This is a genomic window from Streptomyces sp. 7N604, from assembly GCF_052245475.1.
Lineage (GTDB): Bacteria > Actinomycetota > Actinomycetes > Streptomycetales > Streptomycetaceae > Streptomyces.
This window is the reverse complement of record NZ_JBQQBX010000015.1, coordinates 1-22,039: the sequence shown is the minus strand read 5'-3', so window position 1 is coordinate 22,039 and position 22,039 is coordinate 1. Positions and strand designations below refer to the sequence as shown.

22 protein-coding genes and 1 pseudogene are annotated in these 22,039 nt (G+C 70.6%); 15 read left to right on the top strand and 8 right to left on the bottom strand.

All coding sequences use genetic code 11. The features are described from left to right. Positions 1 to 72: 72 nt before the first annotated feature. Positions 73 to 777, top strand: a complete 705-nt coding sequence (gene fabG, locus ACTWP8_RS17770; RefSeq protein ID WP_443313612.1) for a 3-oxoacyl-[acyl-carrier-protein] reductase — start codon at positions 73 to 75, stop codon at positions 775 to 777. 5 nt (positions 778 to 782) lie between these two features. Next, a complete protein-coding gene (fabI, locus tag ACTWP8_RS17765; protein WP_443323114.1) occupies positions 783 to 1,562 on the top strand; it encodes an enoyl-ACP reductase FabI in 780 nt (259 codons plus the stop codon). 69 nt (positions 1,563 to 1,631) lie between these two features. Here the strand turns inward: fabI and ACTWP8_RS17760 are convergent, their stop codons facing one another. Then, positions 1,632 to 2,306 carry a FadR/GntR family transcriptional regulator gene (locus tag ACTWP8_RS17760; RefSeq protein WP_443313614.1) on the bottom strand — a complete coding sequence of 225 codons (675 nt, stop codon included), beginning with the start codon at positions 2,304 to 2,306 and terminating at the stop codon, positions 1,632 to 1,634. Positions 2,307 to 2,406: 100 nt separating this feature from the next. On the opposite strand from ACTWP8_RS17760, the gene ACTWP8_RS17755 reads away from it, so the two are divergent. From ACTWP8_RS17755 to ACTWP8_RS17740, 4 genes are all read left to right on the top strand, one after another. After that, complete coding sequence (locus tag ACTWP8_RS17755; protein WP_443323113.1) at positions 2,407 to 3,777, top strand: CynX/NimT family MFS transporter; 1,371 nt, start codon at positions 2,407 to 2,409, stop codon at positions 3,775 to 3,777. A gap of 98 nt (positions 3,778 to 3,875) precedes the next feature. After that, on the top strand, positions 3,876 to 3,992 hold the full coding sequence (locus ACTWP8_RS17750; RefSeq protein ID WP_443323112.1) for an SGM_5486 family transporter-associated protein: 117 nt from the start codon (positions 3,876 to 3,878) through the stop codon (positions 3,990 to 3,992). A 202-nt stretch (positions 3,993 to 4,194) separates the two neighbouring features. Next, positions 4,195 to 4,410: a hypothetical protein gene (locus tag ACTWP8_RS17745; RefSeq protein WP_443323111.1), complete on the top strand. Its 216-nt coding sequence runs from the start codon at positions 4,195 to 4,197 to the stop codon at positions 4,408 to 4,410. 121 nt (positions 4,411 to 4,531) lie between these two features. After that, the gene (locus tag ACTWP8_RS17740; RefSeq protein WP_443313618.1) at positions 4,532 to 5,083 is read left to right on the top strand and encodes a SixA phosphatase family protein; all 552 of its coding nucleotides are present in this window, start codon (positions 4,532 to 4,534) and stop codon (positions 5,081 to 5,083) included. A 143-nt stretch (positions 5,084 to 5,226) separates the two neighbouring features. On the opposite strand, the gene serB is transcribed toward ACTWP8_RS17740, so the two are convergent. Continuing rightward, positions 5,227 to 6,474, bottom strand: coding sequence for a phosphoserine phosphatase SerB (gene serB, locus ACTWP8_RS17735; protein WP_443323110.1), 1,248 nt, complete (start codon positions 6,472 to 6,474; stop codon positions 5,227 to 5,229). Positions 6,475 to 7,432: 958 nt separating this feature from the next. Here serB and ACTWP8_RS17730 point away from each other — a divergent pair. Then, positions 7,433 to 10,081, top strand: coding sequence for an FHA domain-containing protein (locus ACTWP8_RS17730; protein WP_443323109.1), 2,649 nt, complete (start codon positions 7,433 to 7,435; stop codon positions 10,079 to 10,081). A 156-nt stretch (positions 10,082 to 10,237) separates the two neighbouring features. Here the strand turns inward: ACTWP8_RS17730 and ACTWP8_RS17725 are convergent, their stop codons facing one another. Further along, positions 10,238 to 11,020 carry a transglycosylase SLT domain-containing protein gene (locus ACTWP8_RS17725; protein ID WP_443323108.1) on the bottom strand — a complete coding sequence of 261 codons (783 nt, stop codon included), beginning with the start codon at positions 11,018 to 11,020 and terminating at the stop codon, positions 10,238 to 10,240. Between the two features lie 486 nt (positions 11,021 to 11,506). After that, positions 11,507 to 12,127, bottom strand: a pseudogene (locus tag ACTWP8_RS17720) (S-adenosylmethionine:tRNA ribosyltransferase-isomerase); the annotation flags it as partial. Positions 12,128 to 12,208: 81 nt separating this feature from the next. On the opposite strand from ACTWP8_RS17720, the gene ACTWP8_RS17715 reads away from it, so the two are divergent. The 3 genes from ACTWP8_RS17715 to ACTWP8_RS17705 all read left to right on the top strand — a co-directional run bounded on the left by ACTWP8_RS17715 (position 12,209) and on the right by ACTWP8_RS17705 (position 14,419). After that, positions 12,209 to 13,372, top strand: a complete 1,164-nt coding sequence (locus ACTWP8_RS17715; protein ID WP_443323107.1) for a GAF domain-containing sensor histidine kinase — start codon at positions 12,209 to 12,211, stop codon at positions 13,370 to 13,372. Beyond that, positions 13,365 to 14,033 carry a response regulator gene (locus ACTWP8_RS17710; RefSeq protein ID WP_443313623.1) on the top strand — a complete coding sequence of 223 codons (669 nt, stop codon included), beginning with the start codon at positions 13,365 to 13,367 and terminating at the stop codon, positions 14,031 to 14,033. The genes ACTWP8_RS17715 and ACTWP8_RS17710 overlap by 8 nt, the downstream gene beginning before the upstream one ends. A 140-nt stretch (positions 14,034 to 14,173) precedes the next feature. Beyond that, positions 14,174 to 14,419, top strand: coding sequence for a chaplin (locus tag ACTWP8_RS17705; RefSeq protein ID WP_443323106.1), 246 nt, complete (start codon positions 14,174 to 14,176; stop codon positions 14,417 to 14,419). 146 nt (positions 14,420 to 14,565) lie between these two features. Here ACTWP8_RS17705 and ACTWP8_RS17700 read toward each other — a convergent pair whose 3' ends face one another. Then, complete coding sequence (locus tag ACTWP8_RS17700) at positions 14,566 to 15,375, bottom strand: hypothetical protein (protein WP_443323105.1); 810 nt, start codon at positions 15,373 to 15,375, stop codon at positions 14,566 to 14,568. 108 nt (positions 15,376 to 15,483) lie between these two features. On the opposite strand from ACTWP8_RS17700, the gene ACTWP8_RS17695 reads away from it, so the two are divergent. The 4 genes from ACTWP8_RS17695 to ACTWP8_RS17680 all read left to right on the top strand — a co-directional run bounded on the left by ACTWP8_RS17695 (position 15,484) and on the right by ACTWP8_RS17680 (position 18,698). Then, on the top strand, positions 15,484 to 16,275 hold the full coding sequence (locus ACTWP8_RS17695; RefSeq protein WP_443323104.1) for an ABC transporter ATP-binding protein: 792 nt from the start codon (positions 15,484 to 15,486) through the stop codon (positions 16,273 to 16,275). 94 nt (positions 16,276 to 16,369) lie between these two features. Next, on the top strand, positions 16,370 to 16,792 hold the full coding sequence (locus ACTWP8_RS17690) for an NfeD family protein (RefSeq protein ID WP_443323103.1): 423 nt from the start codon (positions 16,370 to 16,372) through the stop codon (positions 16,790 to 16,792). Positions 16,793 to 16,903: 111 nt separating this feature from the next. Further along, complete coding sequence (locus tag ACTWP8_RS17685; RefSeq protein WP_443313628.1) at positions 16,904 to 17,860, top strand: SPFH domain-containing protein; 957 nt, start codon at positions 16,904 to 16,906, stop codon at positions 17,858 to 17,860. A gap of 70 nt (positions 17,861 to 17,930) precedes the next feature. Beyond that, entirely contained in the window at positions 17,931 to 18,698 is a 768-nt protein-coding gene (locus ACTWP8_RS17680; RefSeq protein WP_443323102.1) for a sulfite exporter TauE/SafE family protein, read from the top strand. A 65-nt stretch (positions 18,699 to 18,763) separates the two neighbouring features. Here ACTWP8_RS17680 and ACTWP8_RS17675 read toward each other — a convergent pair whose 3' ends face one another. The 3 genes from ACTWP8_RS17675 to ACTWP8_RS17665 form a co-directional block, all read right to left on the bottom strand. Beyond that, a complete protein-coding gene (locus tag ACTWP8_RS17675) occupies positions 18,764 to 19,282 on the bottom strand; it encodes an HNH endonuclease (protein ID WP_443323101.1) in 519 nt (172 codons plus the stop codon). Positions 19,283 to 19,517: 235 nt separating this feature from the next. Continuing rightward, positions 19,518 to 20,048 carry a YbhB/YbcL family Raf kinase inhibitor-like protein gene (locus ACTWP8_RS17670; protein WP_443313631.1) on the bottom strand — a complete coding sequence of 177 codons (531 nt, stop codon included), beginning with the start codon at positions 20,046 to 20,048 and terminating at the stop codon, positions 19,518 to 19,520. Between the two features lie 74 nt (positions 20,049 to 20,122). Further along, positions 20,123 to 20,905 (bottom strand): sporulation protein, encoded by a 783-nt coding sequence (locus ACTWP8_RS17665; protein ID WP_443323100.1) that lies wholly within the window; start codon positions 20,903 to 20,905, stop codon positions 20,123 to 20,125. A 155-nt stretch (positions 20,906 to 21,060) separates the two neighbouring features. On the opposite strand from ACTWP8_RS17665, the gene ACTWP8_RS17660 reads away from it, so the two are divergent. Continuing rightward, the gene (locus ACTWP8_RS17660; protein WP_443323099.1) at positions 21,061 to 21,702 is read left to right on the top strand and encodes a DNA-3-methyladenine glycosylase; all 642 of its coding nucleotides are present in this window, start codon (positions 21,061 to 21,063) and stop codon (positions 21,700 to 21,702) included. Positions 21,703 to 22,039: the final 337 nt, after the last annotated feature.

Below are 22,039 nucleotides of genomic sequence, written 5' to 3'. Positions count from 1 at the left end.
TCGATTCTCCGTAACGGGCCGGGGACCGATAGTTTTCGTGGTACCTGACCACTACTGAAAGGGTGATCGCTGTTGAGCCGCTCGGTTCTCGTTACCGGAGGAAACCGGGGCATCGGCCTCGCCATCGCCCGCGCCTTCGCCGATTCCGGCGACAAGGTCGCCATAACGTACCGCTCGGGTGAGCCGCCAGAGGGCTTCCTGGCCGTCAGGTGCGACATCACCGACCCCGAGCAGGTCGAGCAGGCCTACAAGGAGATCGAGGAGCGGCACGGCCCGGTCGAGGTGCTGGTGGCCAACGCCGGCGTCACCCGGGACCAGCTGCTGATGCGGATGACCGAGGAGGACTTCCAGGCCGTCCTCGACACCAACCTCACCGGCACGTTCCGCGTGGTCAAGCGGGCCAACCGGGGCATGCTGCGCGCGAAGAGGGGCCGTGTCGTCCTGATCTCCTCCGTAGTCGGGCTGCTCGGCTCGGCGGGCCAGGCGAACTACGCCGCGTCCAAGGCGGGTCTGATCGGCTTCGCCCGCTCGCTCGCCCGCGAACTCGGCTCCCGCAACATCACCTTCAACGTCGTCGCGCCCGGATTCGTCGACACCGATATGACCAAGGCGCTCACCGACGAACAGCGGCAGAACATCGTCGGCCAGGTTCCGCTTGGCCGGTACGCGCAGCCCGAGGAGATCGCCGCCACGGTGCGCTTCCTCGCCTCGGACGACGCCTCGTACATCACTGGAGCCGTCATTCCGGTTGACGGCGGATTGGGCATGGGTCACTGACCGATATGAGTGGAATCCTCGCCGGCAAGCGCATCCTCGTCACCGGGGTCCTCACCGACTCCTCGATCGCCTTCCACGTCGCCAAGCTCGCCCAGGAGGAGGGCGCCGACGTCGTCCTCACCGGCTTCGGGCGGCTGAGCCTGGTCGAGCGGATCGCCAGACGGCTGCCCAAGCCCGTACCGGTCATCGAGCTGGACGTGCAGGACAAGGAGCACCTGGAGAGCCTGGCCGCCAAGGTCAGCGAGCACTTCGGGCCCGACGCCTCGCTCGACGGCGTCGTGCACTCCATCGGTTTCGCGCCGCAGGACGCCCTCGGCGGCAACTTCCTCAACACCGGCTGGGAGTCGGTCGCCACGGCGGTCGAGGTCTCGGCGTACTCCCTCAAGGCGCTGACGATGGCGCTTCTTCCCCTTATGGAGAAGCGCGGCGGCTCGGTCGTCGGCATGGACTTCGACGCGCAGGTCGCCTGGCCGAAGTACGACTGGATGGGCGTGGCGAAGGCGGCGCTGGAGTCCACCTCCCGCTACCTCGCCCGCGACCTGGGCGAGAAGAACATCCGCTGCAACCTGATCTCCGCGGGCCCGATCAAGTCGATGGCCGCCAAGTCCATCCCGGGCTTCGAGGAGCTCGCGGAGGTGTGGGACAGCCGTGCCCCGCTGAAGTGGGACCTGGCCGACCCGGAGCCGGCGGCGCGCGGCGTCGTTGCGCTGCTCTCGGACTGGTTCCCGAAGACCACCGGCGAGATCGTGCACGTCGACGGCGGCCTGCACGCGATCGGCGCCTGACCCCTCGCGCACGACGCGACGCCCCGGCCCTTCATGGGACCGGGGCGTCGCCCGTTTTTCCGGCCCGGGTCACTCACCACCGCTCAGGCACTTGAGCGCGTAGCTCGCCGCCTCGGCGCCCGCCGTGTCCGCGTCCCCGGCCCTGATCGCGTCCACCAGCCGCGCGTGGTCCATATGCCGCTCCGGGCGCAGCTCCCGGCCGACGTCGCTGCGCAGCCAGTCGCGCAGCACATCGCCCAGATCCGCGTAGAGAGCCGTCATCACCTCGTTGTGCGAGGCGGCCACGACGGCGAGGTGCAGCGTCGAGTCGGCCGTGACGAACGCCTCCGCGTCCCCCGACTCCCACGCCTCCTCGCGCCGCTGCAGCAGCGCGTCGAGCTGCTTGAGGTCGCGCTCGGTGCGGCGCTCGGCGGCCAGCCGCGCGGCGGCGGACTCCAGGGTGCTGCGCAGCTCGGCGATGTGGCGCGGGTCGGCGTCGGCGAAGCGCCGGTGCATCACCCCGGCGAGCTCGCTGGTGGCGACGACGTACGTGCCCGAGCCCTGCCGGATGTCGAGCAGGCCGTTGTGCGCGAGGGCGCGCACGGCCTCACGGACCGTGTTCCTGGCCACGCCCAGCTGCTCGACCAGTTCGGGCTCGGTCGGGATCCGGGAGCCGACCGGCCACTCGCCCGAGGTGATCTGGTTCCGGAGCGCCGTGATCACCTGGTCGGACAGCGCGGAGCGGCGGGTGGTGGTCAGCGGCATGGTTCTCCAGGGCGAGGGACGCGTCGTCGGATGCGGCGGCATCGGATACATCGTAAACGGATTGGACAGGCAATCATCCCATGATTCTATGGTGGCTGCCATGGCCGACGACGAGACCCAGACGATGACCCGCGCCCGTGGCCGTACGGCCTCGCGTACCCGTACGAGAGGGAGCGCGGCCTCGGAGGCGGCCGGCGCCGCGGGGGCGGTCCCCGGCCGGCTGACCTGGCTCGTGGTCGTCGGGCTCGTCCTGGCCGCCCTCAATCTGCGCCCGGCCATCACCAGCCTCGGCGCGCTCCTGGAAGAGGTCCGTGCCGGCCTCGGCATGAGCGGCAGCGTCGCCGGGCTCCTGACCTCCGTGCCGCCGCTCTGCTTCGCCGTGTTCGGCGTCGCGGCGCCCCGTCTCTCGCGCCGCTGGGGCCCGGGCGCCGTCGTGTGCGCAGGCATGGCCGCCATCGCGGGCGGACTGCTGATACGGCCGTGGGCCGGGGGCACGGCCGGCTTCCTCGCCGCCAGCGCGCTCGCCCTCGCGGGCATCGCCGTGAGCAACGTCCTCATGCCGGTGATCGTCAAGCGCTGGTTCCCCGACCGGGTCGGCTCGATGACCGGCCTCTACTCGATGGCCGTGGCCCTCGGCACCGCGCTCGCCGCGGCCGTCACGGTCCCCATGGCCGAGTCCGCGGGCGGCAGTTGGCGCACCGGGCTCGCGCTCTGGGCGGTGCCCGCGGCGCTCGCCGTACTGCCCTGGCTGCCGCTGATGCGCGACCGCGGCGGCGCATCGGCATCCGCCGCGGAATCGGCCGCAGAACCGGTGGCGGGATCGGCTGCGGGATCGGCCGCGGAACCGGCCACGCCGCGCCCGCAGGATCCCCCGGCCGTCCGGATCACCCGTAGCCCCACCGCCTGGGCGCTCGCCTGTTTCTTCGGCCTCCAGGCCACCGCGGCGTACATCACCATGGGCTGGCTGCCGCAGATCTTCCGGGACGCCGGAGTTCCCGCCTCCACCGCCGGGGTCCTGCTCGCCACGACCATGGGGCTCGGCGTCCCGCTCTCCTTCGTGCTGCCGCAGATCGCCGCCCGCATGCGTCACCAGGGGCTGATCGCCGTCGCCCTCGGCGTCTGCGGCCTCACCGGCTACGCGGGCCTCTCCTTCGCCCCGGTCGCGGGCGCGTGGGCCTGGGCGCTGCTCCTCGGGGTCTCCAACTGCGCCTTCCCGCTGGTCCTCACACTGATCGGGATGCGCACGCGGACCGGCACCGGAGAGGTACGGCTGTCCGCCTTCGTCCAGAGCACCGGCTACCTGATCTCCATTCCGGGGCCGCTGCTGATCGGCGTGCTCTACCAGCACAGCGGCGGCTGGGGGCTGCCGATCGCGCTGATGGCCGCGCTGATGGTGCCGCAGATCGCGCTGGGCGTCCTCGCCGGGCGCAACCGGGTCGTCGAGGACGAGTGCGGGGCGGCGAGGGGCTGAACGCGCCCAGAGGCCCGGACCGCACGACCCGCGGCGCGGTGCCGGGCCGCACGACCCGCGGTGCCGGGCGACCCGGCGAGGGTGCGAGACTGGTCCGCATGCCAGTGCTCGACCCGAACCCGCAGAACAGCCACAAGAAGCTGCTCACCATCCTCGGTGTGATGCTCCTCGTCACCGTCGTCATCGGCGTGGTCGCGACGATCGCCTCGCCATGAGCGGACAGCGGGCAGCGGGCAGGGGCGGGGTAGGGCCAGCACCACTTCCCCCTAGGGGGCCGGGGTCAGGGTGAAGTGGGTGGATCACCGGATGGGCCCGGCCGCCCCCGCTCCGTAGGTTCATCGGTGACCGCGAAGGAGCGGTGGACGCGACCGTGGCAGGCGGCCGCGTCGCCCCCCCCCGACCCACGGAGGCGTCCCCATGTCGGCCCGTACGCAGAGCTGGACCACCCCGGCGCGGGGCTCGTACGAGATGCGGCTCCCGTGGTGGGCCATCGCCCTCCCCGCCATCGCCTTCGCCGCGCTGCTGCTCCTCATGGCAGGCCCGTCCGACGCGCACGCCGCGGTCGGCTCCGAGCCGGGACTCGTCCACGTACTGGACCGGGTCCAGGAGGTTCTGCTCCACCGGAGCCGGTGAGCCGGTGAGGCTGCCGGGCTGGTCGGGGCGCGGACGCGCGGGTCGCAGCGCGGATCATCCGTCACGGAGAGGGTCTCAACACCCCGCGCCAGGCCGCGGGTTTCATGCGAAGCTGGGACGCATGAGCGTCGCTGCAACTTCCCCGGAAAGCAACCCAGGAACCTCGGAGACTCGCCGACTCGTTCTCCTCCGGCACGCCAAGGCCGACTGGCCGCAGGTGTCCGATCACGACCGTCCGCTCGCCGAGCGTGGCCGGAAGGAATCTCCGATCGCGGGCCGCTGGCTCGCAGGCACCGGCATCAGCCCCGGTCTCACCCTCTGCTCGACCGCAGCCCGTACCCGCGAGACCTGGAAGCTCGTCGTGCACGAGCTGCCGCAGCGGCCCAAGACCGTATACGAGGAGCGGCTGTACGAGGCATCCCTCGGCGAGCTCATCGCGCTGGTGAACGAAACCCCCGACGACGTGCGGGATCTGCTGCTCGTCGGGCACAACCCGGGCATGCACGCGCTGGCCGACGCCCTCGCGGGCGAGGCGGAGGGGGACTCCCGGGCGCGCATGAGCCGGGGCGGCTTTCCGACGGCGGCGATAGCCGTGGTCGGCTTCAACGGCTCGTGGAAGTCCGTGGAACACGACGTGGGGAAGCTGCTGGAGTACTGGGCGCCGCACGACTAGGCCACGGTCGGCCCCTGCTGGGCCACTACTGGCACGGAGACGGTGGGCCCCGGCGCGGAAGCCGCGCCGGGGCCCTTCTGTATGTGTCCGCTCTCTGTGTGTCTGCGTGGTGACCGCGTGGTGACCACGCGGTGTTGATGCGCTCAGTCGGCGTGGGTCTCCGCGGCCTCGACCTCTTCGCGCGTGATGCCCAGCAGGTAGAGCACGGTGTCGAGGAAGGGGACGTTCACGGCGGTGTGCGCGGCCTGGCGGACGACCGGCTTGGCGTTGAAGGCCACGCCGAGGCCTGCCGCGTTCAGCATGTCCAGGTCGTTGGCGCCGTCGCCGATGGCCACCGTCTGGGCGAGCGGCACCCCCGCCTCGGCCGCGAACCGGCGCAGCAGCCGGGCCTTGCCCGCCCGGTCCACGACCTCGCCGACCACCCGGCCGGTGAGCTTCCCGTCCACCACCTCGAGGGTGTTGGCGGAGGCGAAGTCCAGGCCGAGCTTGTCCTTGAGGTCGTCGGTGACCTGGGTGAAACCGCCCGAGACGACGCCGACTTGATAGCCGAGGCGCTTCAGCGTGCGAATGAGGGTACGGGCGCCCGGGGTGAGCCGGACCTCGGCACGCACCTTGTCGACCACGGACGCGTCGAGCCCCGCGAGCAGCTCCACGCGCGCGTGGAGCGACTGCTCGAAGTCCAGCTCGCCGCGCATCGCGGCGGCGGTCACCGCGGCGACCTCGGTCTCGACGCCCGCGTGGGCGGCGAAGAGTTCGATCACCTCGTCCTGGATGAGGGTCGAGTCCACATCCATGACGACGAGACGCTGCGCGCGGCGCTGGAGGCCCGAGGAGACGACGGCGACGTCCACGCCGCGGGCGGCGGCTTCGATGGCGAGGGCGGTGCGCAGGGGCGAGGTCTCGGCGCCCGAGACCTCGAACTCCACGGCTGTCACGGGGTACTTCGCCAGCCGGAAGATCCGGTCGATGTTGCCGCCCGCCTCGGTGATACGGGCGGCGATCGCGGCCGTTGACTCGGCGGTCAGCGGGTGCCCGAGCACGGTGACGTGCGAACGGCCCGTGCCGCGGGGGCGGTTGTCGCCACGGCCGGAGATGATCTCCGCCTGCAGCTTGAGCGACTCGGCCCAGTTGTGGACCGTGGCGCGCAGCTCACCCTCGGTGACGCCCTTCGCGGCCGGTGCCGTGACCAGGGCGCACAGCACGATCCGGCCCCGGGTGACGACCTGCTCGATGTCGACGACGTCGACGGAGAACGTGGCGAGGGTGTCGAAGAGCCCGGCCGTGATGCCCGGGCGGTCCTTCCCGAAGATCTTGACGAGGAGGGTGGGGACGTCGTCGCCCGGTATGGCGGTGGCAGGCGGGACGGGGGGCGGCTTCTGCGATGCGCTCATGGTTCTTCCACCGTATCCGCACACGCGCGCCCCCGGCGCACCAGTCCCGCACTGCGGACGCCGGCGGGTGCGGTGGGTGCCCGCCGGGGGCCGCCGGGCGGGCGCCGGGGCGGGCATCCGGCTCGCACGCCCCATGGGCGCAACCTGCGCCTCCGCACGCGGGGAGGACGGCGGGCGGCGCCCGCGCGCAGGTCCCGCCGGGAGGCCGTGCGGCGGCGTCGGTACACCCGGCGACGCCCCCGTCGCCCTGTCCCCGCGCCTACGGCGCGGATTTCCCACCTACCCGCCCTGAAAAGGGCGGGTAGGTGGGAAATCACCGGGCGCTTCGCGCCCGGTGGAGGTGCCGGTGGAGGTGCCGGTGGGGGCCTGGTGGGGGGTGCCGGTGGAGCCCCCGGAAGCGGCCGGTGGGAGGCGGCTGGCTGGAGGCCGGCCCCGGCCTGGCTGCTTCCGGGGCCGGCGGGTGCAGCCGGCCCCGTACGGCACCTTGCCGGTGGCGTGATATCGACGGCAGCCCGGCCCCCACGCGCTCCGCGGCGAACACCGCCACCTCTGCCGCCGGGGTCCCCGCCCGTTCACCGCGAGCCCCACGGCCGCCGCCGCCGTGGAGCCCGACGCCGCCCCACCGCAGCACGCCCCCACGCTGCCCGCCATCGCCATGAACGACCAGTTCACCGCAGGTCGACCGAGCGCAGCAGCACACCGCCCCGACGGCATCCCTCCTCCGACTCGCACACATCACAGCGCCCCACCCATTACGGCAAGTTGCCCTGATTGCTCGTGACCCATGGCTATCCGTGGGCAGTTGCTACTCTCCGATCCGTTTTGGATGCGTCAACAGCGCGCGGGCGCGGACTTGTCATGGCCCGGCTTTCGATTCGGCGACTGAGCCTGAAATAGTTCCTCACGATGTTCGCCATCCCTAGACTCCCTGTGCAGGGGGTAACTCGGGGGACAACTAATGGGGCATGGAGTGCCGGAACTCGTACTGGAATTGAACGGACAGACCTGGACGCTCGATTCGTCCAGGTCGTACACGCTCGGCCGTGATCCGCAGGGCGACTTGGTGGTCGAGGACGCCAGAGTCTCGTGGCGGCACGCCACCGTCCACTGGGGCGGCCGCAGTTGGGTGATCGAGGACCAGGGGAGCACCAACGGCACGTATGTGCAAGGCCGGCGCATCCAGCAGGTGGAGATCGGGCCCGGCTCGGCCGTCCACCTCGGCAACGCGACCGACGGCCCGCGGCTGACCGTCTCCGTCTCCGGCTCCGTCTCCGGTGCCGGTTCCGGCTCGGCCGCCGGGGCGGCCCAGGCCCCCAGCGCGCAGTCCGCGATGGCCGCACCGCAGCAGGCACCGCAAGCGGCACCGCAGCGGGCCCCCGCGGGCTGGGCCCCGCAGGCCCCGCCCCCGCAGGCCCATCAGCAGCCCCATCAGGCGCCCTGGCAGCAGCAGCAACAGCCGCAACAGCAGGCGTCGACTCCCCACATATCGCAACAGCAGGCCCCCGCCGCCCACATACCGCACCAGGCCGGCGCCCACCACCAGCCCTCCGTGAACCCTCTCCATGGCGGGGGAGTTCCGCAGGGCCCCGGCGACCGCGGTCCGACCGGCTTCCACCAGTTCGCCGTCGGCCGGGTGATGCGCATCGGCCGTGCCCTGGACAACGAGCTGGTCGTCTCCGATCTCCAAGTCTCGCGCCACCACGCCGAGTTCCAGTCCACGCCCGACGGCCGCTTCGAGATCCGCGACCTCGGCAGCCACAACGGCACGTACGTCAACGGTCAGCCGCTCCCCAAGTCCGGCTCCGCGCTCATCGGCCCCAACGACACCGTGGGCGTGGGCCACTCGACCTTCCGCGTCGTCGGCGACCGGCTCGAGGAGTTCGTCGACACCGGTGAGGTCTCCTTCTCCGCCCGCCACCTGACCGTCACGGTCGACGGCGGCAAGCAGATCCTCAGGGACGTCTCCTTCGGCGTCCCCGAGAAGTCGCTCGTCGCGGTCATCGGCCCGTCCGGCTCCGGCAAGTCCACGCTGCTGAAGGCGCTCACCGGCTACCGCCCCGCCGACCAGGGCGATGTTCTCTACGACAACCGGAATCTCTACAAGCAGTTCGCGGAGCTGCGTCAGCGCATCGGCCTGGTCCCACAGGACGACATCCTGCACAAGGAGCTGACCGTAAGGACCGCGCTCAAGTACGCGGCCAAGCTCCGCTTCCCCGCGGACACCACCGAGGCCGAGCGCGAAGCCCGCATCGACGAGGTGCTGCGCGAGCTCAAGCTCGACATCCACAAGGAGAAAAAGGTCACTTCCCTCTCCGGCGGCCAGCGCAAGCGCGTGTCGGTGGCCCTGGAGCTGCTGACCAAGCCGTCGCTGATCTTCCTCGACGAGCCGACCTCGGGCCTCGACCCGGGCATGGACCGCGACGTCATGCAGCTGCTGCGCGGGCTCGCCGACGATGGCCGTACGGTCCTGGTGGTCACCCACTCCGTGGCCGAGCTCGCGCTCTGCGACAAGCTGCTGGTGATGGCCCCGGGCGGTTCGGTGGCGTACTTCGGTCCGCCGGAGGAGGCGCTCAACTTCTTCGGCTACTCGACCTGGGCGGACGTCTTCTCGGCGTTCGAGAACTACCGCGACTACGACTGGTCGGGTCGCTGGCGCGGCTCGCAGCACTACCAGATGTACGCGGCGGACATCGACGCCGTGGCCCCGCAGTCGGTGCACATGCCGCCGCCGCAGCAGATGCGCCCGCCGAAGCCGCAGGGCTGGGGCTCGCAGCTGTGGACGCTGGTCAGGCGCTATGTCTCGGTGATCGCCTCGGACCGGGGCTTCATCGGGCTGATGGTGCTCCTCCCCGCCATCCTCGGCGGGGTGAGCGTGGTCATCCCGGCGGAACACGGTCTTGCGGCACCGACGGGCGGAGACCGCTTCAACGGCGGCGCGGGCATGATCATGATGATCCTCGTCGTCGGCATGTGCTTCTCGGGCGCCGCCAACTCCGTCCGTGAGCTGATCAAGGAACGGGTGATCTACGAGCGGGAGCGCGCCACCGGCCTGTCCCGTTCCGCGTACCTGATGTCCAAGGTGATCGTGCTGGGTGTGACCACCTCCCTTCAGGCGGTCATCATCTGCGCCATCGGCTTCTCGACCCGGAAGCTCCCCGAGGAAGGCCTGGTCATCACCGGCTCCCCGGCCGCCGAGCTGTGCCTGTCGGTCATCGCGATCGGCTTCACCTCGATGATGTTCGGCCTGGTCATCTCGTCGCTGGTGAAGACCGCGGAGAAGACCATGCCGCTGCTGGTGATGTTCGCGATCGTCCAGCTCGTCTTCACCGGGGTGCTGTTCCAGATCTTCGGCAAGCCCGGCCTGGAGCAGTTCGCCTGGCTGATGCCGTCCCGCTGGGCCCTGGGTGCGGCCGGTGCGACGCTGGATCTCTCACACCTCATGGCGCCGTGGGATCCGCAGAAGCCGAACGATCTGGACCCGGTGTGGGAGCACACGGCGGCACAGTGGAGCATCAACATGACCGTGCTGATCGCGATCGGTGTCGCGTGCTGCTTCGCCGTGGCCCGGCTGCTGCGACGGCACGAGCCGGAGGTCATGCGCAAGTAGCTTGCTTCAGGCGCGGCGCTCGGCGCTCGGCGCCCGGCGCATGGGTGCCCGGCAGCGAGCCGGGCCGGAGGCCGGAAAGCCGCCAGGGCGGCGGCACCCTCACGGGGTGCCGCCGCCCCGTGCGTATTTTGGATCTGGGGTGGAGCTCAGCGTCTCTTAGTACGCGGAGTTCACGTTGTCCATGGAGCCGTAGCGGTCGGCAGCGTAGTTGCAGGCCGCGACGATGTTGGCCACCGGGTCGTACTGGGAGTTCGCGGTGCCCGGGACGTGGTAGGCGTCGAAGGTCGGCTTGATCACCTGGAGCAGGCCGATCGACGGAACGCCGTTCTGGGCGTTGATGTCCCAGTTGTTGATGGCGTTCGGGTTACCGCCGGACTCACGGATGATGTTGCGGTGGATGCCCTCGTAGGAGCCCGGGATGTTGTGCTTCTTCATGATGTCCAGCGACTCGCGGATCCAGCCGTCGAGGTTGTTCGGGTACTGCTTCGGCGCAGCGGCAGCCGCAGCGGCCTTACGGGCTGCCGACCGGTTCGCGGCCTCCTTGGCGGCGCGCTCCTTGTCGGCCTTCGCCTTGGCCTCGGCCTTGGCCTTGGCCGCGAACGCGGCCTTCTTCTTGGCCATCTCCGCGGCGGCCTGCTTCTGCTTCGCCGCGAGGTCGGCAAGCTTCTTCTTCTCGGCCTCGGCCTTGGCCTTCTTCGCGGCCTCGACCGACTTCTGCGTCGCGCTGTCCTTCTGGATCTTGCCGACGCTGTCGGTCTTGAGCTCGGCGACCGGCTTGGCCGAGAGCGCCTGGGAGGCCTCTGGTGCCTGCTCCGCACCGGCGGAACCGGGTACGACCGCGAATGCCAGGGCCGCGGCGCCTGCAGCGGCTATACCCGCTGCCGACAGCTTGTGGGTCTTGGTCAGACGGCGATAACCGGAAAACGTGGGGACGGGCATGACGTGGACCTCTTCCAATCGCTCGGTGCCGCAGAGGCCGGATCTGTGAAAGGCGCGCGAATCCCCCCGAGCGGTGGAGGTAGATGCGCTCGCCGTTCCGGCAAAAGCGCCGCGTTCGATCTGCGGCGCCGTGCGACGTGAAGAATTCTTAGCGGCGGAAAAAGGCCCTGGCAAAGGTGTGACGTACTACGCAGGATCGTGGAATGGGGAACCCCTGAAACGTGATCCAGAGCCTTTTCTCCCCGCTCAAAGCGGTTTTTCGGTTCCACTAGGAGAGGTCGTAAGTGATATGCGTTACATGGGCGGGCTCACATCGGACGGCCATCGGTCTCACCCGTTGAATTCACTGGAGCGCATAGCGTGCACAACGCTAAAACTGCCCTGACCTGCGGAAAAGCCATTTCTGGGTCAAATCGGACAGCCTGTGAGGCGTGAAAGGGGCCTCCGAAGCGCGGTCGGAGAGCCGTCGGGCAGTGAACTAGCAGGTCAGCGCGGTGCAGCGGGCAGAACGAGATGGATGTCCCCGAACTCGTGCCATAGATAGTGGCGCGCCAGAGCTGCCTCGTAACCACGGGCCGGCGCCTCCCGGCCCGCCGCCTCGAGCATCAACAGATGCGAGGCCTCCGGCTCGTGCAGCCCGGTCAGCAGCCCATCCACCGCCTGCACCCCTCGCTCGGGCGTGACCACCAGATCCGTCCAGCGCGAGACCCCCGGACCACCCCGCCGGCGAGGCGGCCGTCTCCAGCGCCCGTACCGCCGTCGTCCCCACCGCCACGATGCGGCCCCCACCGACCCGCGCCGCGTTCATCAGCCACGCCGTCGACTCGGGCACGGCGAAGCGCTCCGGATGCGGCGGCTCGGGCGCCTCCAGCGACGCGACCCCCGTGTGCAGCGTGACCGGCGCGATCTGCACCCCCTGCTGACCAGCTCCGCTACCAGCGGCGCCGTGAACGGCCTGGCCGCGCTCGGCATCTCCGCCGAGCCGTCCCCGTCCGGCGACTCCACCGCGAACACCGTCTGGTACGCCGACAGCTGCTGATCGCGCTCCGTGTACGCGTAGCGGATCGGGTGCCCGTACCGGTGCAGCAGCGCGGGCATCCCAGCCCCGCCCGGCCAGCGCCTCCGCCAGTGCCCGGCCGAGCCCCTTCGAAGCCCCCGGCACGGTCGCCCCGCCGGTACGGTGAGGCCATGACCACCGGCTCCGTACCCGAATCGGGCCTCGCCGCGGTGAGCGCCGCGCTGCTCGCCATGAGCAGACACCTCGAAGTACGCGATGTGCTCCAGACGATCGTGGCGTCGGCGCGCGAGCTGCTGGACGCCGAGTACGCGGCGCTCGGGGTGCCCGACGACCACGGCGGATTCGCCCAGTTCGTGGTGGACGGAGTCAGCGACGAGCAGTGGAAGGCCATCGGCCCGCTGCCCCGGCAGCACGGCATCCTGGCCGCGATGCTCCAGGACGCCACCCCGCAGCGGCTCGCCGACGTCCGCGAGGACCCCCGCTTCGAGGGCTGGCCGCGCGCCCACCCGGAGCTCTCCGACTTCATCGGCCTGCCGGTCGCCGACGGCGAGGAGGTCCTCGGCGCGCTCTTCCTGGCCAACAAGCGGTGTGCCAGGCCACCGGCCAAGCCCAGGGGCAGGTGCGGCTTCACCGAGCAGGACCAGGCGCTGCTCGGCATCCTCGCCCAGCACGCCGCCATAGCCCTGACCAACGCGCGGCTGTACGAGCGCAGCCGCGAGCTGACCATCGCGGGGGAGCGGGCCCGGCTCGCGCACGAGCTCCACGACGCCGTCTCCCAGAAGCTCTTCTCGCTCCGCCTCACCGCCCAGGCCGCGGCCGCCCTCGTCGACCGCGACCCGGTACGGGCCCAGGGCGAGCTGCAGCAGGTGGCGGACCTCGCGGCGGAGGCGGCCGACGAACTGCGCGCCGCCGTGGTCGAGCTGCGGCCCGCGGCCCTGGACGAGGACGGCCTCGTCGCCACTCTCCGCACCCAGATCCAGGTCCTCGACCGTGCCCACACCGCCAAGGTCACCTTCGCCTCGCAGAGCGTGCGGGCCCTGCCCGCGGCCCAGGAGGAAGCGGTCCTGCGGGTCGCCCAGGAGGCGCTGCACAACGCGCTGCGGCACTCCGGCGCCGCGGCGGTCGAGGTGTCCCTCACACGCGGCGGCCTGGGCGCGGTGCTCCGGGTCGAGGACGACGGCCAGGGCTTCGACCCGTCCGCGGTGCGCCGCGCGGGCCGCCACCTGGGCCTGGTGTCGATGCGCGACCGGGCGAGCGGGGCCGGCGGCAGCCTGACCGTGGAATCGGTGCCCGGCAAGGGCACCGTGATCGAGTTGGAGGTGCCCGGTGGCTGAACCTCACGGCACCGGCCGCGGCAGCCGCAGCATCCGCGTGCTGCTCGTCGACGACCACCAGGTCGTGCGGCGGGGCCTGCGGACGTTCCTCGAGGTGCAGGACGACATCGAGGTGGTGGGGGAGGCGGCCGACGGCGCGGAAGGCGTCGCGCGCGCCGAGGAGCTGCACCCCGACGTGGTCCTCATGGACGTGAAGATGCCCGGCACCGACGGCATCGAGGCCCTGCGCAAACTCCGGGCCCTCGACAGCCCCGCCAAGGTGCTGGTCGTCACCAGCTTCACCGAGCAGCGCACGGTCGTGCCCGCACTCCGGGCCGGCGCCGCCGGATACGTGTACAAGGACATCGACCCGGACGCGCTGGCCGGTGCCATCCGCTCCGTGCACGCCGGGCACGTGCTGCTGCAGCCCGAGGTGGCCTGGGCCCTGCTCTCCCAGGAGGAGGCGACAGGCGGCCAGGGACGGGGCAGTTCGCTCACCGAGCGGGAGCGCGAAGTGCTCGCCCTGATCGCCGACGGCCGGTCCAACCGGGAGATCGCCCGCGCGCTGGTGCTGTCCGAGAAAACGGTGAAGACCCATGTCTCGAACATCCTGATGAAGCTGGACCTCGCGGACCGCACCCAGGCGGCCCTCTGGGCGGTACGCCACGGCGTGACCGGCTGAGGGCGGACCATTCCGTTCCGGGCCGAGATTCATACTGTCGGGTGCATGTCGCCCAGTTGGCGCAACCGGATCGGTGGTGGCCCGTTCTCCATGGCGTGCTGCGGCGATTGGCCCGTGGCAAAGCTAGGAGGGTCCAGAACGTGAAGAACCTGAAGAAGGCCGCTGTCGTCACCATGATCGCCGGTGGAATCGTCGCCGCGGGTGCCGGCGTCGCGTCCGCCACCGACGGTGCGAACGCCTACGGCGAGACCGTGTTCTCGCCGGGCACCGGGTCGGGCAACCAGGTCCAGGCGCCGGTCCACGTGCCGGTCAACGCCACCGGCAACTCCGCGAACGTGATTGGGGTCCTGAACCCGACCTTCGGCAACGAGAGTGCCAACTTCTGATCGCGCAGCCTCGTCAAGTAGCGCCCACGGCCCCCGGGAGACGTCCCGGGGGCCGCTGCCATGCTCGGCCGCCCCATGCCCCGACGGTCCCATGCCCCGACGGTCCCATGCCCCGACGGCCCCATGATCGGCGGCCCGCAGCGCGATCAGCCGCGCTCCCGGTGCTCCACATACGCGTTGTACGCCGCCACCTGCGCCCTGCGCGCCGTCCGCTCCACCGGCCGCAGCGCCTCCGCCCGCGCCGCGATCTGCGACGCACTCACCGCCGCCCCATGCTCGCGCCCGCCACCGCCCGCCCCGTCGGGACCATGCGCGATGGCGATCAGCGCACCGACCCGCTGCGCCAGCTCCAGCACCCGCACCGCACGCGGCGGATAGCCCGGCGCCAGCACCTCCCGCCCGCGGGCGGCCCGCTCCCGGTACGCCTCGAGCGCCGCCTGAGCCACCGGACCCGAACCCGCCACATCCATCCGGGACAGCAGCTCGGTCGCCTCCCGCAGCGCCTCCGCCAGCTCGCGCTCGGCCTCGCCGAGCGACGGCACGTCCGCGGGCGGCGCATCCCGTACGGGCAGGCAGTGCCACACCACCTCCACGTGCAGATCACCGTCCGGCCCCGCTTCGAAGACCTCCGGTACGAGCCCCAGCGGCTGCCCGCCCGAGGCGATCACCGCCTCCTCGGCCTCCAGCGCCCGCGCGTTGAAGTCCGGCGGCCCGCTCAGCCCCAGCGGATGCCCCGGCGCGGGCAGCGCCACCCGCAGCCCCGTGGCACCGAGCGCCCGCAGCCGCCCGAGCCCCAGGCTGAGGCCGACCGGATCCGCCTCGCCCGGGAGCCCCTCGACCCGGTGCCGGGCATCGCCCGCGACGATCCGGTGCACCGCCTCATCAGGGGAGATGAGTCCGGCAATGAGGGCATTTCCCCAGGCGGCCAGGCGCCCTGAACGCGGTTCGGTGAGCATGGGACCAGCCTAAGGAAGGACGCCGCCGACCGGTGGCGTAGGTTTTCCCTCGGGGCTGCGCCCACAGGCGCACTCGAGATCCGAGATTGCATGGGAGACAACGCGCTCATGAGCGATGTACTGGAGCTGGTGGACGTATCCGTGGTCCGCGAGGGCCGGGCTCTGGTGGACCAGGTTTCCTGGTCGGTCGCCGAGGGCGAGCGCTGGGTGATCCTCGGCCCCAACGGCGCCGGCAAGACCACGCTGCTCAACATCGCCTCCAGCTATCTCTTCCCCACCTCGGGCACCGCTCAGATCCTCGGCGAGAAGCTCGGCAGTGTCGACGTCTTCGAGCTCCGCCCCCGCATCGGCATGGCGGGCATCGCCATGGCCGACAAGCTCCCCAAGAGCCAGACCGTCCTGGAGACCGTGCTCACCGCCGCGTACGGCATGACCGCGCACTGGCACGAGAACTACGAGGCCGTGGACGAGGAGCGCGCCCGCGCCTTCCTCGACCGGCTCGGCATGAACGATTACCTGGACCGCAAGTTCGGCACCCTCTCCGAGGGCGAGCGCAAGCGCACCCTGATCGCCCGCGCGATGATGACCGACCCGGAGCTGCTGCTGCTGGACGAGCCGGCGGCCGGGCTCGACCTCGGCGGCCGGGAGGATCTCGTACGGCGCCTGGGGCGGCTCGCCCGCGACCCGTACGCGCCCTCCATGATCATGGTGACCCACCACGTCGAGGAGATCGCGCCGGGCTTCACCCACGTCCTGATGATCCGTCAGGGCAAGGTGCTCGCGGCCGGTCCCGTCGAGTCGACGCTCAACTCCCGCAATCTGTCGCTGTGCTTCGGGCTGCCGCTGATCGTCGAGCGCAACGGCGACCGCTGGACCGCCCAGGGCCTGCCGCTGTCCTGATCGAACTGATCAACCCTGACTGGGCAACTGCCCTGATCGACTCTGTCCTGTCGGCCACTGTCGGCGATGAGGGCATCACGCCTACCATGAGCGCGTGGATCCATGGGTGTGGTGGCTGATCGCCGCCGTCGGGCTTGGCATACCTCTCGTACTCACCGCGATGCCCGAATTCGGGATGTTCGCGGTCGGAGCCGTGGCGGGCGCCGTGACCGCCGCGCTGGGCGCCGGGACGGTCACGCAAGTGCTCGTGTTCGCCGGCGTATCGGTCGCACTGATCGCCGTCGTACGCCCGGTCGCGGCCCGGCACCGCAGCCAGCGGCCGCAACTGGCCAGCGGTATCGATGCGTTGAAAGGGCGTCAGGCCGTCGTGCTCGAGCGGGTCGACGGCAGCGGGGGCCGGATCAAGCTCGCCGGGGAGGTCTGGTCGGCGCGCACGCTCGACGCGGACCAGGTGTGCGAGGTGGGCCAGCAGGTCGATGTCGTCGACATCGACGGGGCGACAGCCGTCGTGATGTGATGGCCCTCAGCCGCGCATGACGGCTCGTCAGGTGGCTGGATTCCGCCCGAGACGGGCCGCGCTCTGCCAGACTCGATCATCAAGCAACCGAAGGGGTAACGGGGAGCATCCATGGAACCGATCATCATCGTCCTGATCATCCTGGTGGTGCTCGTCTTCATCGCACTCATGAAGACGGTGCAGGTCATCCCCCAGGCCAGCGCCGCCATCGTGGAGCGCTTCGGCCGCTACACCCGAACCCTCAACGCGGGCCTCAACATCGTCGTCCCGTTCATCGACTCGATCCGCAACCGCATCGACCTCCGCGAGCAGGTCGTCCCGTTCCCGCCACAACCCGTCATCACCCAGGACAACCTGGTCGTCAACATCGACACCGTCATCTATTACCAGGTGACCGACGCCCGGGCCGCCACCTACGAAGTCGCCAGTTACATCCAGGCGATCGAGCAGCTCACGGTCACGACCCTGCGCAACATCATCGGCGGCATGGACCTCGAGCGGACCCTCACCTCGCGCGAGGAGATCAACGCAGCCCTCCGCGGAGTCCTCGACGAGGCCACCGGCAAGTGGGGCATCCGCGTCAACCGCGTCGAGCTCAAGGCCATCGAGCCCCCCACCTCCATCCAGGACTCGATGGAGAAGCAGATGCGCGCCGACCGGGACAAGCGCGCCGCGATCCTCACCGCGGAAGGCATCCGGCAGTCGCAGATCCTCACCGCGGAAGGCGAGAAGCAGTCGGCGATCCTCCGGGCCGAGGGTGAGGCCAGGGCGGCCGCCCTGCGCGCCGAGGGCGAGGCCCAGGCGATCCGTACGGTCTTCGAGTCCATCCACGCCGGAGACCCGGACCAGAAGCTGCTGTCCTACCAGTACCTGCAGATGCTCCCGAAGATCGCGGAAGGCGACGCCAACAAGCTCTGGATCGTCCCCAGCGAGATCGGCGACGCGCTCAAGGGGCTCAGCGGCGCGATCGGCAACTTCGGCCCGATGGCCGGTGGCGGCGGCTCCGTACCGGGCTCCGCGGCCCCCAAGCCCCCCGCCCCGCGCCGCGAGCAGCCCCCGCTCGACTGACGGACCGACCGGCGCCCGGCCGCGTCCGGCATGATCGGTGCTGTAGGCACAGATCACCGGAAGGGGCAGCGTGGGCACGTGGGAGGCATTGGCCGTCTTCGCGGCGGGCATCGGAGCCGGCACCATCAACACCGTCGTCGGCTCCGGCACCTTGATCACCTTCCCGGTGCTGCTCGCCGTGGGGCTGCCGCCCATCACCGCGAACGTCTCCAACAGCCTCGGTCTGGTCCCCGGCTCGATCAGCGGTGCCATCGGCTACCGCCGTGAACTCGCCGGCCAGCGCCGCCGCGTCCTGCGCTTCGGCACCACCGCTCTCATCGGCGGACTCGCCGGGGCGGCCCTGCTGATCGCCCTGCCCTCCGAGGCCTTCGACAGCATCGTGCCGGTCCTCGTCGGCCTGGCCGTGGTGCTGGTGGCCCTCCAGCCCTGGCTGTCCCGGGCCGTCCAGCGCCATCGCGAGCGCAACGGCACCGGAGCCCGGCACGACGGCGGACCCGTACTCCTGGGCGGACTGCTCCTCGCCAGCGCGTACGGCGGCTACTTCGGCGCGGCTCAGGGAATCCTCTATCTCTCTCTGATGGGCCTGCTGCTCGACGAGGACCTCCAGCGGACCAACGCCGTCAAGAACGTCCTCGCCGCCCTCGTCAACGGCGTCGCGGCCCTCTTCTTCCTCTTCGTCGCCGACTTCGACTGGATCGCCGTCCTGCTCATCGCAGGGGGCTCCGCACTCGGCGGCGTGCTCGGCGCCACCGTCGGCCGACGCCTCCCGCCCACCGCGCTGCGCGCCGTCATCGTCGCGGTCGGCATCACCGCGATCGTCCATCTGCTCCTCACCTGAGCAGCAGATGGACGACCCGTCAGCAGAACGGCCACGGGCCCGTCAGCAAGCCCCTCTCAGGCGTCTCAGGCCGGAACGCGGTCACCGGGCCGCGCCAGCCACTCCGGCAGCGCCTCCTGGCCCGACCCACCGAGCGCCAGCACCAGCGCATCAGCGGGCGTCGGCTCGAACGGCTTGCGCAGCAGCCGCATCCCCGCCTGCTCCGGAGTACGGTCCGCCTTGCGGTGATTGTCCTCAGCGCAGGCAGCGACCGTATTCAGCCACGTGTCCCGACCACCGTGCGAACGCGGCACCAGGTGGTCCACGGTCGTCGCCCGGCGCCCGCAGTACGCGCACCGGTGCCGGTCCCGTACCAGCACACCGCGCCGCGACCACGGCGCCTGTCTTCGGAACGGCACCCGTACGTACCGGCAGAGCCTGATCACCTGCGGCACCGGAACATCCACTGCCGCCGCACGGATACGCAGCCCGGGGTGGGCCTGCTCGACGACCGCCTTGTCCTGCATGACCAGCACCACAGCACGCCGCAGCGACACCGTCGACAGCGGCTCGAAGCTCGCGTTGAGCACCAGCGTCTCGCGCATCCCGGCCCACCTCCCGGCAGTCGTTGATCCGCCGCTCCGCGGCGGGGCCTCCCACCCCCGTGGCGGGCCGGGATCAACTCTGTCGGCGCCCACCGGTCTGAACAACGCAATTTCCTGTACGCGAGGGGGCGCGGGAGTGAAGACGTGAAAACCCGCCGGCCCCGCCACGCAATGTGTGGCAAGGCAGACGGGTTTCAATTCCCGGTGTTCCGGCTCCGCAAAGGGCGCCGGGACGTCAGTCGGCGGCGGCGTACTCGCCGATCAGCTGGGCCCGCGCGATCGTGTGGAACCGCAGATTGAAGCCGACGACGGCCGGTGACGCGTCCGCGTCGGGGCCCAGCTTCTCCGAGTCCACGGCGTACACCGTGAACACGTACCGGTGCAGTTCCCCGGGCGGCGGAGCGGCCCCGCCGAAGTCCCGCGTCCCGTAGTCGTTCCGTACGTGCACGGCCCCCTCGGGCAGCCCCTCGAACTTGCCGCTCCCGGCGCCCGCGGGCAGTTCCGTGACCGTCGCCGGGATGTCGAAGAGCACCCAGTGCCAGAAGCCGCTCCCGGTCGGCGCGTCCGGGTCGAAGCACGTCACCGCGAAGCTCTTGGTCTCCGCAGGGAACCCCTCCCACCGGAGGTGGGGGGAGGTGTTCCCCGCCGCGAGCACCTGGGCATCGCCCAGCGTCGCCCCCGGCGCCACGTCATCGCTCACCACGGTGAACGACGGCACCGCAGGGTGGAAGTCATGCGGAAGCGGCGGCCTCTTGAGCTCGGTCACGTCGAAACCTCCTGATCGGGTGGTCCGGATGGATCGCCTTGGATCTCTGCCGCTCCGAGCCTAGAACCTGGAACCTAGAACCAGTTGCGGCGCCCGCCGACTTCGGCGAGCCACTGGTTGAGGTAGGCGGCCCAGTCGGTCTCCTGGAAGGACTGGAGGTTGACGGTGAACGCCCGGTACGAGTCGCTGCCCTCGGTGAACAGGCCGGGCTTCTTGTCCATCTCCAGGATGACGTCCATCTCCCGGTCATCCGCGACGAAGGTCAGCTCGACCTGGTTCAGACCCCGGTACTGCTGCGGGGCGAAGAACTCGATCTCCTGGTAGAAGGGCAGCCGCTGCCGCGTCCCGCGGATGTGCCCCCGCTCCAGGTCAGCGCTCCTGAAGCCGAAGCCCAGCGCGCCGAAGGCGTCCAGAATGGCCTGCTGCGCCGGCAGCGGGTGCACATTGACGGGGTCCAGGTCGCCCGAGTCCACGGCCCGCGCGATCTCCAGCTCCGTCGTCACACCGACGTTCATCCCCGTCAGATGACGCCCGAGGAACATCGTGACCGGCGTCTCCCACGGGATCTCGAGACCGAACTGCACCGCGTGCACCGCACCCGGCTGCACCTCAAAGGCGCCGCCCAGCCGCTTCTTGGTGAACTCGATGTCCTGCTTGACCTCCTGGTCACCCCCCTCGACCTCAACCCGCGCCTGGAGGCCTACGGACAGTCCCTCGATCTGCTGGGGGACCGACCCGCCCTGGATCCGCACCTCACCCTGTACGACGCCACCCGGCACGACGTTCGCCTCGGTCAGCACCGTCTCGACGGACGCACCGCCGGCACCCAAGCTCGCGAGCAGCTTCTTGAAGCCCATGGTTCTTCCTCCCCGGGCGAGCCCGTGTCTCGCCTTGATCGCTCTTGACCTGTAGATACGCCCCACAGCCCCGGGTGGTTCCGTGCCTTCACCGCGGCAAGAGGACGCCCGTGGCCAGCCGCCGGCCCGTACCCCGTGCACTACGCTCGGAGCGCATGCCGCACCGTACGCCGCTCACCCGCGACTTCTTCGACCGGCCCGTCCTTGAGGTTGCCCCGGACCTCCTCGGCCGCACCCTCGTCCGTACGACTCCCGACGGTCCGATCGAACTGCGGCTGACGGAGGTCGAGGCATACGACGGCCCGACCGACCCCGGCTCCCATGCGTACCGGGGCCGCACGGCACGCAACGCCTCGATGTTCGGACCTCCCGGACACGCGTACGTCTACTTCATCTACGGCATGTGGTTCTCGCTGAACCTGGTCTGCGGACCCGTGGACAACGCGAGTGCCGTGCTACTCCGGGCAGGTGAAATCAGGACAGGCCTCGAACTGGCACAGAAGCGGCGCCCGACGGCGCGCAAGGAGAACGAACTGGCGAAGGGCCCCGCGCGGCTCGCAACGGCCCTCGACATCGACCGCTCGCTCAACGGATCCGACATCTGCGCAGGTCCGGAGGCCCTTCTGACGGTCCTCGAGGGCGAGCCCGCGGCCGCAGGCCGCATCCGCAACGGCCCGCGCACGGGCGTGAGCGGCGACGGCGCCGTCCACCCCTGGCGCTTCTGGATCGACGGCGACCCAACTGTGAGCCCGTATCGGGTTCATACGCCTCGTCGCCGTCGCCAGAAGGCAACTTGACTCTCAGTCCGGAACCGCATAACGTAGCCCGAGCCGCTTGACACGGGCAGAGCCGCGACGGCCGAAAGGCCAGACGCCAATCCCCGCAAGCGGCGTAGCCATCACTACGAGGAACTCCCTAATCGGGAACGATTTCGGCATGCCGAAATTCGGTCCGAAAGAGCTCGATTATGAGTCGCCGGGGAAATCCGCTAGAGTGGTGAACACGAAGGGAAGCGCCCGGAGAAACCGGTGAAACGGTTTTGAAGGAAGCGTCCGTTCCTTGAGAACTCAACAGCGTGCCAAAAGTCAACGCCAGATATGTTGATACCCCGTCTCCGGGCCGTGATGGTCTGGG

Coding starts and splice junctions, on each gene's coding strand:
- serB (WP_443323110.1), bottom strand. CDS start 6,474: ATGAGCGCATCGCAGAAGCCGCCCCCCGTCCCGCCTGCCACCGCCATA.
- ACTWP8_RS17740 (WP_443313618.1), top strand. CDS start 4,532: ATGAGCGTCGCTGCAACTTCCCCGGAAAGCAACCCAGGAACCTCGGAG.
- ACTWP8_RS17675 (WP_443323101.1), bottom strand. CDS start 19,282: ATGCGCGAGACGCTGGTGCTCAACGCGAGCTTCGAGCCGCTGTCGACG.
- ACTWP8_RS17750 (WP_443323112.1), top strand. CDS start 3,876: ATGCCAGTGCTCGACCCGAACCCGCAGAACAGCCACAAGAAGCTGCTC.
- ACTWP8_RS17760 (WP_443313614.1), bottom strand. CDS start 2,306: ATGCCGCTGACCACCACCCGCCGCTCCGCGCTGTCCGACCAGGTGATC.
- ACTWP8_RS17730 (WP_443323109.1), top strand. CDS start 7,433: ATGGGGCATGGAGTGCCGGAACTCGTACTGGAATTGAACGGACAGACC.
- fabI (WP_443323114.1), top strand. CDS start 783: ATGAGTGGAATCCTCGCCGGCAAGCGCATCCTCGTCACCGGGGTCCTC.
- ACTWP8_RS17715 (WP_443323107.1), top strand. CDS start 12,209: ATGACCACCGGCTCCGTACCCGAATCGGGCCTCGCCGCGGTGAGCGCC.
- ACTWP8_RS17755 (WP_443323113.1), top strand. CDS start 2,407: ATGGCCGACGACGAGACCCAGACGATGACCCGCGCCCGTGGCCGTACG.
- ACTWP8_RS17665 (WP_443323100.1), bottom strand. CDS start 20,905: ATGGGCTTCAAGAAGCTGCTCGCGAGCTTGGGTGCCGGCGGTGCGTCC.
- ACTWP8_RS17685 (WP_443313628.1), top strand. CDS start 16,904: ATGGAACCGATCATCATCGTCCTGATCATCCTGGTGGTGCTCGTCTTC.
- ACTWP8_RS17700 (WP_443323105.1), bottom strand. CDS start 15,375: ATGCTCACCGAACCGCGTTCAGGGCGCCTGGCCGCCTGGGGAAATGCC.
- ACTWP8_RS17745 (WP_443323111.1), top strand. CDS start 4,195: ATGTCGGCCCGTACGCAGAGCTGGACCACCCCGGCGCGGGGCTCGTAC.
- ACTWP8_RS17660 (WP_443323099.1), top strand. CDS start 21,061: ATGCCGCACCGTACGCCGCTCACCCGCGACTTCTTCGACCGGCCCGTC.
- ACTWP8_RS17725 (WP_443323108.1), bottom strand. CDS start 11,020: ATGCCCGTCCCCACGTTTTCCGGTTATCGCCGTCTGACCAAGACCCAC.
- ACTWP8_RS17695 (WP_443323104.1), top strand. CDS start 15,484: ATGAGCGATGTACTGGAGCTGGTGGACGTATCCGTGGTCCGCGAGGGC.